5 protein-coding genes are annotated in these 13333 nt (G+C 38.6%); 4 read left to right on the top strand and 1 reads right to left on the bottom strand.

The features are described from left to right. Positions 1-16 precede the first annotated feature (16 nt). Entirely contained in the window at positions 17-952 is a 936-nt protein-coding gene (locus V4B17_RS05250) for a siderophore ABC transporter substrate-binding protein (protein WP_455479129.1), read from the bottom strand. 198 nt (positions 953-1150) lie between these two features. On the opposite strand from V4B17_RS05250, the gene V4B17_RS05245 reads away from it, so the two are divergent. The 4 genes from V4B17_RS05245 (at position 1151) to V4B17_RS05230 (ending at position 12727) form a co-directional block, all read left to right on the top strand. Continuing rightward, a complete protein-coding gene (locus V4B17_RS05245) occupies positions 1151-6748 on the top strand; it encodes an autotransporter outer membrane beta-barrel domain-containing protein (RefSeq protein ID WP_455479128.1) in 5598 nt (1865 codons plus the stop codon). A 657-nt stretch (positions 6749-7405) separates the two neighbouring features. After that, positions 7406-10900: an autotransporter family protein gene (locus V4B17_RS05240; protein WP_455479127.1), complete on the top strand. Its 3495-nt coding sequence runs from the start codon at positions 7406-7408 to the stop codon at positions 10898-10900. A gap of 1487 nt (positions 10901-12387) precedes the next feature. Further along, positions 12388-12564, top strand: coding sequence for a hypothetical protein (locus tag V4B17_RS05235; protein ID WP_455479126.1), 177 nt, complete (start codon positions 12388-12390; stop codon positions 12562-12564). Next, positions 12554-12727 (top strand): hypothetical protein, encoded by a 174-nt coding sequence (locus V4B17_RS05230; RefSeq protein WP_455479125.1) that lies wholly within the window; start codon positions 12554-12556, stop codon positions 12725-12727. Before V4B17_RS05235 ends, V4B17_RS05230 begins: the two co-directional genes overlap by 11 nt. The last annotated feature ends 606 nt before the right edge of the window (positions 12728-13333 follow it).

Genomic DNA, 13333 nt, shown 5'->3' with positions numbered 1-13333 from the left:
CAAGTCATTTGTGTGCTTATTTGCTTTTTTTAAAGGCTTCATTGATTTGTTGTGCTGTTTCGTTAAGCCCAGTTAGACCGCCACTTGCTCGATACCAACTCCAAGAATCCAGATAAATAATCTGGCCTTTTTTTCCAGCTGTTGTGCGTTTAACAAGTTCATTATCAAGAAGTTGTTCTGCAGATTGTCCTTCTCGTCCGATTGCTGCATCTCGATCAATAACTAATAACCAATCAGGATTGGTTTCAAGAATAAACTCAGGGGAAATGATCTGTCCATGTTTTTGCACGGTCAGTTTATCAGTTGCAGGAGCAATTCCAAATGAGGAATGCAGAATATCAAAACGCGACTTTGGACCCAAAGCACTGATCTTTCCACCAGAAGTCATGAGAACAAGCGCCATACCTTTTCCTTTGGTACTCTCACGAACTCTTGTTAAAGCTTCATCGAGTTTTGCAATTTCCTTTTCTGCTTCTTTTTCTTTTCCAAAAATTCTTCCAAGAATGGACACATTTCGTTTAATATCTTCAAAAGAGCTTTCATTCCTTACGGTTAGATCAATAGTTGGAGCGATTTTGGACAAATCTTTATATTTACTTTGGGTCCGTGAGGAAATAATGATCAAGTCAGGTTGAAGAGCGGCAATTTTTTCGTAATCCGGTTCAAAGAGGGTGCCAATTTTTTCATATTTTGCATCATCAAATTGTTGCAAATACGTAGGTTTCTTTCCTTCAGGAACACCGGAAACAGCCTTGATACCAAGGCGATTCATATTATCAAGCGAGGCAAGATCAAATACAACAACCTTTTGGGGAGAGGTGGGAACAGAAGTTGTGCCTGAAACATGATTGATTGTTACGTTTATATTGGCACTTATACTTGCCCACGAAAATGTTGTGAAACAAACTGCAACAACTAAAACAGAAATTACCCATTTCGTATATTTTATCATCGTTATTTCATCCTTTAAATATTACAAAGGTTCACGTACTTAAAAACTTAACTTAGGCATTTTTATGTACAAAATGACATAATAATAAACAACATTGTGTTGTAAAGTAGAATGATGTATGATACAAATCATGCATAGACCTCATTTTCACTTAATTCTGGTGCTTTTGCAAGATGCATATTTAGGAAGTTTTGACATATGACCAATGTATTTAAAAATCGTGCGCATTTATGTGCGCTAACAACAAGCGTTCTCTTCTTTTTACAAGGTATGGATGTTTGTAGGGGAAACAATCCTTCTGAAGCATTCATTCCTTCAGCTCTTCCTACTGCAGAGGAATTGACTCTTTCACCTCTTTCTGTAGGGGAATTAACCCCTACAGAAAGATTACTTTCTGCAAAAGGATCAGCTCCTACATCTACAGAAAGATTAAGTTCTACAGAAAGATTAAGTTCTACGGAAGGATTAAGTTCCCCGTCTCTTCCTGTTACCTTTGGAGAAGCATTCCATAACTACTGGTGTCCTAGAAAGGACCATGATATATCTCGTCATGGTGGACCTCTTTTCTGTCTAGATGGTAGAGAACACACGATAGAAAGAGGTAATATTATCATAGAACGCTATGATCTTGATGCTGTGTTTGCAATGGGAAAGCGCATTATTAATGCTGGTGCTGATGGTGCTACTGGCGGCATTAATGCTGGTGCTGCTGGTGCTACTGGTGGTATTAGCGCTGGTGCTGCTGGTGGTGTGCTACCTGTTGGTATGGCATCTGAAGAGACAACTGTTAAGTTGCATGATATATCTATCAGGGGCATATCTTATCTTAAAGATAAGGGTATTAAAGATCTTATAATTCCCTTTGGTGATAGTGAATGTGGTGATGTGACGCTTGGCTTCGGGAGTGGTGTATTTGCAGGAATGGATTCAAATATTGAGTTGAAGAATTCAAATATTGAAGCTTTTGTTGCTGGGCTTAAAGCTCAAGAGGGTGGGAGAATTATCATGGATGGTGGGGGTATTAGACGTTCTAGCGTGGGTGTTTTGGCTAATTCCGAATCATCTGTTTTGTTGAATAAGGCAGTTATTGATGTAAATGAGGGTGGTCTTCGAGCTGTTGAAAATTCCGGAATAGTGATGAATTCTGGATCCATTTCCTTTGCAAAAGGTGGGATAGCAGTTGTGTCGGAAAGTGCGGCATCTGTTAAACTAAATGGGGTTAACATCACAATTAAGGAAGAAAAATCTAAAGAACAGGGTTCTGCGTTTGGACCTGAAAGTCTTCTCTTTCTATTAAGAGGCGGTTTTGTTTCTTTTAGAAATGCAAATGTTGATGTTTCCGATGCCGCTGTTCTGTGGATTAGGGATGAAGTTGCTGGTGTTTCCGATGCTCCCGATGTTAGGGTTCCTCTTAATAATAGAGTTCCTCTTGCCCCCCTTGTCTATAGTCCGTATGGCGTACATAGCGCTGAAGACGTTGCTGAGGCTAATAGAATGTATAATAAGTTCCGTGGAGCCCATAAAACCCAAGATGAAGTTTTTGGTGATACTATTTCCGCTATGTCTAAAATTTTCGGCCATCGTAACGTCTTTAGAGAAGGTGTCTTGAAGGTTAGCGCTGATATCCGTTCTGCAAACATTAAAGTGAGTGGTCTGGAATCTTACGGTGTATATTTTGATGGGGCGGCAAAAGGGGTTTTAGATGGGGCGGCAAAAGGGGATGCACAAGATGCGATAGGTAACAACAAGACGCATACAGTTCTTTTGAAAAGGTCTACCCTCGAAGTTCCGGATGGTGCAGCCGTTTATGGCCGTAATTCGAGAGGTTTTGTCCTTCTAGAGGAGAAGTCGAAACTTTCCGGTGATCTATTATTTGAAGCTGGACATTCTTCCAATTTGTCGGTTTCCGCTCATGACTCTGTTATTGAGGGTAGTGTTCACCTTGCTAAAAACGCTGATGTCAACGTTTTTTTGTCTCACGGATCGGAGTGGATTCTAAAAAAAGGCAAGCGTGGAAATTTGAGGAATTTAGATAATTTAGCTGAGAATTGTATAGGTTCATGTATCTCATCTTTGAGTCTTGTAGACAGTACTGTTCGGTTCAAATCTTTTTCGAGTAATGGGAGTGATGAATATCAAACACTTCGCATCGGAAAAGGGAAAGGCTTTGTTTACAGCTCTGATGGTCGGTCTTGGATTCACTTTAATGCGAATCTAGTTCCTAACGATTCGAATGATAAGCAGATATCTGATAGGCTTCTAATTCATGGTAATGTCTCTGGAGAGACAATAGTACATGTGCATGCGGTTTTAGCGGGTAATGAAGAACAATCGAATAAACCTCAGAGTGTTTCACTTATTCAAGTTCACGGAAAAGCAAAGAGAGATTCTTTTAAGTTGAATGGTCAGTACATTACAGTAGAAGATTCACCTTATAGATATACCCTTCACGCTTATGGTCCATATATTCCTCCGCGGCAGGAATTTTTCGATAAGAAGTTGATAAAAGACAGTGACGATTTTTGGGATTTCCGTTTAGAAAATACAGAGTTTGTTCCTCTTACTTATCGGTATAATTCCTTTGCTGCTCAGCAAGAATTTCCTCAGCGTAGTGATCCTTCTCAACGTAATAATGAAATTTCTACGGCATCTGCTGATGATGTTGTTTTTGGTGTTGATGTCAATGTAGTTGATGTGTCTGGGGTGGTTTTGGCGTCTAACGAATCTGGAGAACTTGGTTCGGTGTCTACTGATTCATCTGTTAGACCTCCTTTGCCGGTTGAAACTTTGAATTTAGGTGAAGATGAAGTATCTTCTGCGTCTGGGAGATCTGAGATAGATGAATCCCTTATAGGAGGTTCTTCGTCTGTTGTAATACCTCCTGCAGCTCCCGTATTTCGTGGGCCTGTACCTATAATTTCAGTTGCAGCTTCCAAGCCTGATTCCGCGTTGTCTGCGGTCTCTGGGGGATCTGAGGGAGCTAATGTTGCATCCGTTGTAAATGGTGTTGGGGATGTTGTTTCTTCTAGATGTGGTGGTACAGAACAAAATGATGCGGAGAAATCGCAAGTTGCTTATTCGTGCGGTGATGGCGGATCACATACAATAAAAGGTCATACATTGAGGGCAAGTGGTATGATGGGACATTCTGTGCATGCAAATAACGATAATACAATTGTTAATTTGGAGAAGGCTACTATTATTGGTGCGGGTTCTTCTGATCGTGAAAATAGTGTTGATCTTGGTGAGTTACCACTTGTGAGCGCTGTACTTGCAGAAACAAGTGCAAACATTGTTTTGGAAAAGGAATCAAAAATTCAATCTTCCATGATTGGGCTTGAAGCTCAAAGGGGTGGGAATATTAAAATGACCGATGGAATGGTCAATGCTCTTTATGTAGGTGCTTTGGCGGGTTCTGGTTCCTCTGTTCGTTTGGATAATACGAATATTTTTGCGAACGGACCTCTGGCTATAGCTGGTCTGGCTAGTACTGGTGGTGAGATAACCATGAATTCTGGAGCGATTACTCTTGCGGAGGGAGTCGCAGTTAGATCAGAAATGGGAGGACGTGCCGCATTAGACAATGTTAACATTACTGCAAAAAGAGAAAGAGGACAGTCAAATTCTGCAGAGGCGTTTGGGCGTTCGGCTTTTCTGTTAGGCAATAGTAGTTCTATTGATTTTACGAATGGGAATGTTGTTACCGATGCCGACGGTTTGTGGGTTAAGGATACCGGGGGTGTTGTTGGGTCTAACTCTTCTAGGAGAAGAAGATCTGCTGAGGTTCGTTCCCCTATAAATAGGGCTAGCATCGAATCTTCGACTATAACGGTAGAAGGTGAAAGGCGGTACGGCATACATTTTGATGGGTCAGAACAAGTTAGACCGCCATATGAATTACATGAATTTTCAAAGCCTTTCGAGGAATTAACCTTGGTTTCATTGAAAAAAACAGTTTTGACCGCTCCTAAAGGTACGGCTATTTATAGCAATAATTCTGGTGGTCGTGTTTCCTTAGAAAAGAAAGCAAATCTTGCTGGTGATTTGTTATTGAGATCTGAAAATAATTCTAAAGTGTTTGTTTCAGTTAGTGATTCTGAGCTTACAGGAGGCGTTCGTCTTGATAGGAGCTCTGCTGCTGAATTTTTGTTGAAGGATAGAGCAAAATGGACTTTAACACGACCAAAAAATAAAAACTTGCGCAATTCTGGCTCTATGAGTGATTCATCAATTTCATTGATACATCTTATTGATAGTTCTATTGTTTTTGAAGAACAAAACTCCAGCGAATCGGATAATTATCAAACGCTCCGCATTGGAAGAGGAGTAGGTGAGGTTTATAAAGCGCAAGGTGATACACACCTTTATCTCAATACATACTTGAATAAGGGAGGTCCTCTTCGGGACCAAAAAACGGATCGTGTTTTAATTCATGGTGATGTTTCTGGAAAGACGATAGTACATGTGGGTGCTGTTTCAGGAAGTCCAGGGGAAGGCACAGGGCTTGATGGAAATAACAAGGGTATCTCAATTATTCAGGTTTCCGGAAGAGCAGAGAAAGATTCCTTTGAGTTAAATGGTGGTTATGTCGCGCTGGGAAATTCACCTTATAAGTATGTGCTTCATGCTTATGGTATAGGTTCTGAATTAGGGAAAGCAAGTGCGGCTCAAAGATTAGTTGAGGGAGGAGGAGAATTTTGGGATTTCCGTCTCGAGAATGGAGGTATTGATCTTGATACTCCACCTGTGTCAGCTCCTGATCTTCGTCCTGGATCTGGTCTGAATCCTTCCATAAGGCCAACTGCAAAACCTCTTCCGGAGTCAATGGTTAAGGCTGTTGTTCCACAAGTTCCGACTTATCTGCTTTTGCCGGCCAGCGTGTTTCATGCTGGTTTGATGGATATAAATAATCAGAGCAAGCAATTGGAAATGCTGCGGTCTACATCTACTGGAATGTTAGAAATTCGCGAGAATCCTGCTTTATATTTACATAGCTACGGTGGACGTTTCCATTATACTTCAAACTTATCTGCACGGGAATATGGTTATGGAGGAAATCTTAACTATAATGCTGTGGAGGCAGTTGTTTTGTTACAAACCATTGAAAATGCATCCAGTGCCATTTCCTTGGGTGCCATTGGATCTTATGGAAAGTTTTCTCTAAAGCCTCTGAATGTTGAACAAAGCAAGGAGAGTGCATTTGATAAATGGACTGGTACAGCATACGGCAGTATACAACATGATAGTGGCCTCTATGTGGATGGTCTTTTCTCTTATGGATTCCTAAAAGGTGATGTTCTCACGTCTGCACGAGGGAAGACAGCAACATTGAAAGGCAATCCTTTAAGTGTGTCTTTGACTGGAGGCCAAGCATTTGAGACGGGATATGAAGGTTTCGTATTTGATCCGCAGGTTCAGGTTGTTTACCAGCGTCTCCAGTTCGATAAGGCTCGTGATGTTGACAACTTTGATATTAACATGGGTAAACTTGATCAGTGGGTAGCACGTGTTGGTGGACGTTTGGTTAAGATTCCTAGGGAATTTGAAGGAATGAATTCTATCGCTTTCTATGGAAAACTTCATTTGTCTCATAACTTTGGAGGAAAACAATCTATGTGTTTTAAAGATGCTTTCCAGTTGGGTGACTTTGGTTCTTCCGTAGAAGCTGGATTAGGCTTTAATGCGCGATTATCCAGAAATTTTGCACTTCATGCTGATATGATTTATCAGCATAAATTAACAAAGGCTGGTTTTTCTGGAGCTAGTTTTTCTGGAGGATTACGTTATCAATTTTAAGATAAGGCAACATATAACTTTATATGAAAGGCAGAATATCATTCTGCCTTTTTTTGGTAATGATCTGTGTTGCTATCAAAAGTTTTTTTCTTTTTGATATAAACAAAAAAGTTACAGTATTTTCTCTTTTTATTTTATGTGTGAGAAAATATTATCTATGATGAAGCGATTTTTTTGATAATGATATGGTACAGAGATTGACCTTTATGTTTTTTAGTGGTTGAGAGCTCGGTATTGATATGTAATATTTTGCCTTATGCTAATCTAATTTATTTACTATAGCATCTAAATTTCTCTTAAATTGCATTTTTACTGATTTGGACAATTTTTTCACTCAGATCTTTGAGAAGTTTAAAAATTGATAATTTTAAATTATGGATTTAATTAATTAGGTGTTATGAGTTATATTATTGCTTTACAAAAAGTACACAATGTATTATACAACCAAAAGTTGTAATGAGTATTTATTCTTTATGTAAGTGGTTGTGATGTTTCTAGTGAATTTTCTACCAGGCTTATTTGAATGATTCGTTGCGCTAATCAATGAGCAGTGGATGCATCCTTTTTGCTGCACCTTTTTGTATTGTGGTGTGCTGAGGGGGCGTTTTCGTGTGCTTTCGTTTTCAATGAGAGGGGAAAGAAAGTTTCGAGGGAACTATGATTAAAATATTTAGAAATCATGTATATTTATGTACCTTCACAACAGCTGTCCTTTCTTTTTTACAAAATGGGGTAGGAGTTTGTGCGAATGCAGAGGGAGAGAATGGATACAGTCTCAGTGGGAGAATTTTGGATAACGGATTTTATGGTATCGATTCTATTGGCTTTGAGGGGACAGGGTATAATCGTGTTCCTAGTGAGGATATCAACTTGGCCGGTACCAGTGCATCAGCCAACGCGCTCTATTGGGCAGCACCGATTGACTCGTATGTAGATAGTCTTAACAGTCACGTAATTCCTGATGTCTATGGATACGTAATTTCTGATGTAGGTGGCCATGTAATGCCTGGTGTAGATGGTTATGCAATTCCTGCTTTAGGTGGCCACGTAATGCCTGATGTAGATGGTTATGCAATTCCTGAGATAGGTTCTGCAAATAATGGATTTTATGGTGTCGGTTCTACCATCCTTGGGGGCGCTGGGCATGATCACGTTCTTGGAGGGTATGATAGCGATCTTGGCGAGAGTGGTAATTTTACCGATATCAATATCACTCCGATCGATGCGCTTGATCCGAATACTCCGATCAATGCACATTTGGGTGGGCATCTTGACGGCCATGAAATTCCTGAAGTTCCTCATACTTCTATTGATGCATCCCCTGATATCTCTATGGATGAAGTTGAGTATAATGCTACGAGAGGCAGGAAGAATTCATCTCCCTATTTCAGATATGTAGGTAGAAACAATAATCGTTTGGATCTTCTAATATATGATGGGCCGTATTATATATGTGATAATTGTGGTGAGGATAAAATTGGCTACAAATCTTATCAAATCACGCGCGACAAGGTTTCCAAATATCCTCCCGAATATGCCGCTAATTTTTCTTTTGCTATAAGAGTAAAGGGGCCGCATGCGGTGGTTCATGGAAAGAATATAACTGTTAGCAGTGGAGTATCCGGCAAAATCTTTGAAAATGGTGTGTTTGTATCAGAGAACGGAAAGGCTGTTTTGACAAAATCAACCATCAAGAATACGGATGTAGCTCTTTATGTTAATAACGGAATAATTGAGGTAGATAAGACGACTATTGATGAAAGTGCAACTGGTGTTCAGGCAATAGGGAATCCACAAGATGATGGTGTAACGCGTGTTGTGTTAACCAATACAAAGATTAAAACCCGTGATGGAAAGGCAAGTTTTTTAGGCTATCGCAGTGCAATTAAGATGGAAGGTGGAGAAGTCGATTTCACGAATAGTCATGGGGTTTATTCAGTGCGAGGTGGAAGGTTAGTTTTTGATGATGTTGCTATTACTGGAAGGGGAGAAGATAAAAATAAGAAAAATCATGCAGTTTTTTTCATGGATGTAGGTGGTTCTGTTAATTTTCAGGGGGTTGTTAATGCTACGGACGTCCATGGCATGCTGTTACGAGATACTGAAAATATTTTTGATTTGATTCCGGCAAATGATATTTCTTCGGAAAATATTGCTATGACTGAGATTAATATTAAATCTTCTTCTGTTACAGTAAATGGAAAAACATCTTATGGTATATACTTTCAGGGAAAAAGTAAGCGGGAGAGCATCGACAATGCAGAAAATTCAGAGGAAGCAAAAAAACCACCCAGATTAGAGGCTGTTAATTTGAGAACGACGATGTTTTCGGTTCCAGAGAGTACGGTTATTTATAGTACCGATGCCACTTATGGTGTTGTTAATCTAATGCAGAGCAATCTTTCAGGGAGTTCATTGTTAAAAGTTGTGGAGGGGGCTTCTGTGAAAGTTTTAGCTAGTGCCTCTACTCTTGAGGGGGGAACCTATGTTGATGATAATTCTACCGCTGAGCTTTATTTAGGCAGCGGTTCAACGTGGATTTTAAAACAAAAGGAACAAAAAAATCTCAGTGAATCTGATCCTATATATCCTGCGTCTATTATTTCATTAGTGAGCCTCATGGATAGCTCTATTAAGTTTCAAAAATTAGAATCTACTTCTCCTTATAATTATCAAACACTCCATATTGGAAAAGGATCTGGCAAGGTTTATATAGCGCAGAACAATGGTGCGAAAATTTATCTTAACACATATCTGAATGCTGGTGGTTCGCGGGATAATCAAAAAACTGATCGTGTTTTGGTCTATGGTGATGTTTCTGGAACGACTTTGGTTCATGTGCATGCTGTTTCAGAAAGTCCAGGCGGATCTACGGGGAGCGGCGGAAATAACCAAGGGATTTCTATTATTCAGGTTTCTGGAGAGGCAGAAGAAAATTCTTTTAAGTTGAATGGTGGTTATGTCGCGCTGGAAAATTCACCTTATCAGTATAGGCTTTATGCTTATGGTCCAAAATCTGATTTAGGAAAAGCGGATTCTGCCCAAAGATTGGTTAGAGGTGAAGGAGATTTTTGGGATTTTCGTCTCGAGAACAGACATGTTGACTCTGAGATTAAACCTGAACCTAGTCCAGCTCCTGGTCCCAAACCTGAATTTGATCCTCATCCTCGTCCAGATCCAGGAGTGAGAGCTGTAGTTCCGCAAGTACCGACTTATCTGCTTTTGCCAAATGCTTTGTTTCAAACGGGGTTGATAAATATTGGCAATCAGGGCAAGTGGGTAGAGGCTTTGCGGATTGCCCCCAGTGGGATGTTAGATATGCGTGAACGTTCTACCTTTTTTGTACGTGGTTATGGTGGAAATTACCGTTATACTTCGAACCTTTCTGCGCTTGAGTATGGTTATGGCGGTGAGCTTGATTCTAATACACTCGAGGCAGGTGTTTTGCTGCAAACAGTTGAGAATGAATATGGTAATACATCCTTTGGAATTATAGGGTCTTACGAGAGACTTACTTTGCAACCTTTGGATGTTGAACAAAGCCAAAAAAGTGAGTTTGATAAATGGACTGCTACAGTATATGGCAGCATGCAACATAATACGGGTTTCTATGTGGATGCTCTTTTGTCCTATGGTCTATTTCAAGGTGATGTTCTCACTCTTGCACGTGGGAAGACGGCGAAATTGAAGGGAAATCCTCTAAGTGCTTCATTGGCTTCTGGTAAAGCGTTTATGATAGGTGATGAAGGTCTTATTTTTGATCCGCAGGTTCAGGTCGTTTATCAGAATCTCCGATTTAATAAGACGCATGATGTTGACGGTTTTGATATTGATATGGGAAAACTTGATCAGTGGATAATGCGTGTTGGTGGTCGTTTGGTCAAGATTCCGAATAGAGCTGAAAAAGTAAATGCTGTCGCTTTTTATGGAAAACTTTATTTTTCTCATGGTTTTGGGGGAGCACGATCTGTGCATTTCAAAGATGCTTTTCAGTTAGGTGCTTTTGGTTCTTCCCTAGAAACAGGATTGGGTTTTAATGCCCGATTATCTCAAAAGTTTGTGCTTCATGGTGATCTTTCTTATCAACATAAATTAACCAAGGCCGGTTTTTCTGGAACCAGTTTTTCTGGTGGAATTCGTTATAAGTTTTAGCAGCCATATTTTTGACCAAATCTTTAAAAAGTCATAAGTACAACTTATGACTTTTTTCTTTATCTCTTTTCTTTTGTGAGATTTTTATAAAGATATAAATATTTTGCATGTTTTTAATGTGCTTTTTGGTTGGATTTTTTCAATTTTTCGTGAAAAATGAAATCGATTATTTGTGCTTAATAGTTTGCAAATTGTTTATTTTATAAAGATTTATTTATGTTAGTATCATGATCTAGTTGATAAAGATAATTCGTTGTCGCAGTTTTATTAAGAGTGCTGAGTATAAAAATATTCCCTCATCTCATTCTTTTTTTTGATGATGCAACAAGAATCATTCGCTCGCATATTACAAATGGAATTGGTATGCAGACTCAAAACCATTTTATAAAAGGCTCAAAATACATCTTAAAATCGTTTTTGTGCAAAGCATTTTTAAAATATTTAAGATCGAAAATAGAATGGTGCTGTTGTTTATATTTTTCTAAGGGTAAAAGATAAATTCTCATGGTTCTTGTAATCTTTATGGGTGGTATTGTGAGATGGAATTGAGGGCAATGAGAAATGTTTTTTAAGAAAGTGTGCGGATGAGTTATAAAATGGTATGCTGTTTTTCATGAAGGACGTATTATCATTAAAGAACAAAACAAACAAAATGAGAGACAATGAACAATCTTTACTCTTTCAAAAATATTGTTGTAAACGCATTTGAGAGTCGTAAAGTCGAATAAAAGCAAGTGATAAAGAGAGGAAATTGCTTTTATTTTATGAATTTTATATCTTTTCAAAATTAGTCAGAAGTTCTACTTCAGAGGGAAATAAGATGGATACACAGTAGTCTTATGCCACTTTTTCATATAGAGGCTGTAGCTATTTGCAGAGTGTTGGTTTGTCTTAATTTTCATTTTTATACCATGGTTGCATAAATTCTAGGTGTTGATTTACAAAAAATAGCCAAAACATCTATTTTTATAGGCACACTCACTAAATTTATTTTGGTCGGATTGTGTTTTTTACTCTGCATCTATACAAAAAACAAAATAAATTAATAAGACAAAAAAATATTTTATAAAACGTATCGGCTTTTAGTCCGTGGTGATGTTTCCGAGACAACGATGGTTCATGTACAAAGTGCTCCTGAAAATCCATGGTTGTACATGGGAGAGCGTGAAAACAACAAAGGCATTTCCTATTCAAGTTTATGGAAAGGCAAGTAAAACTTTTTTCAGCTGAATGGTTGCTATGTCACGCTGGACGGTTCACCTTATCAGTATAATCTTTATGCTTATGATCCAGGATCTGATTTATGGTGAGCGGATTTGTCTCAAAAATTGATTGAGAATATAGGAGATTTTTGGGATTTTTTGCCTCAAAAGTGAATTTGTTCGGTCTTCTCCCTCTGATTACAGGGAGGTGTTTCTTTTTGCTAATTTTTCCACCAACTTCGTCCCAATGTTATTCTATCCATTGGATATTCTGCCGCTGAGATTATGGGGTTAGATGGTTTTTCTACTTCTCATTTACCTTTTTCTGCATCATGTGATCTTATGGTTTCTGAATCCGATGTACCTGTTGTCGCTGATTTTGGTGTTGTAAGCCGTTCTTCTGTGTCTCGTTTAATTTCTGCCACATCTAATCCTACGGTTGCTGAAACCATTGCATATTGAAACCATTGCATATATTGTCACTGAAATTGATACTTCAGAGAAACATGCTTCTGCACTTGATGATGTTGTTTCTGCATTTGTTCTGGTCACACTCAATGGGGATGCTGCTCTATCCGATTTAGATTGTGGTTTTCTTATCTCTAAGACTTTTCTCTTCATTTAAAAAAATGTAAGAGCTGTCGTCCCACAGGTACTAACTTATATCTTTTTACAAAATGCCTTATTCCATGCTGGATGGTATTAGCAGTCAAAATAAGTATGCTGGGAGCATTGCGGACTATTTTTTATAGATCATTAAAAATCGATAAAAATTCTGTTGTATTTTTGCGTGGTTATGGTGGAAGTTATCGTTATGCTTCAAATTTATCAGCACTTGAATATAGTTATAGAGGTGAGATTGATTATAACGCCATAGAGGTTGGTACCTTGCCGAAGAATGTCGAGAGCGTATACAGCAACATTTCTTTTTGGATATAGAGACATGTAGGAAATTATTTTTACAACCTTTGGATGTTGAACAAAGCTAAAAAAGTATATTTGATAAATGGTTTGTTGCTACCTATGGAAGTATGCAACATGACGCGGATTTTTATATGGACGGGTTATTATCTTATGGTTTGTTTATGGGAAATGTTCTCATCTTTTGCACGTGGAAAAACAGTAACGCTAAAGGGAAAGTCCTCCAAGCAGTTCTTTAGCTGCTGGTAAAGCGTTTATGATGAGATGTGAAAGTTTTATTTTGGATCTGTAGATGTAATTTGTCTATAAG

This window comes from Bartonella sp. B23, from assembly GCF_053793815.1.
This window is presented reverse-complemented; position numbering and strand designations above follow the sequence as displayed.

What these genes read in the sequence shown, in the direction of transcription:
- V4B17_RS05240 (WP_455479127.1), top strand. Translation starts at nt 7,406, where the DNA reads ATGATTAAAATATTTAGAAATCATGTATATTTATGTACCTTCACAACA.
- V4B17_RS05250 (WP_455479129.1), bottom strand. Translation starts at nt 952, where the DNA reads ATGATAAAATATACGAAATGGGTAATTTCTGTTTTAGTTGTTGCAGTT.
- V4B17_RS05245 (WP_455479128.1), top strand. Translation starts at nt 1,151, where the DNA reads ATGACCAATGTATTTAAAAATCGTGCGCATTTATGTGCGCTAACAACA.
- V4B17_RS05235 (WP_455479126.1), top strand. Translation starts at nt 12,388, where the DNA reads ATGGGGTTAGATGGTTTTTCTACTTCTCATTTACCTTTTTCTGCATCA.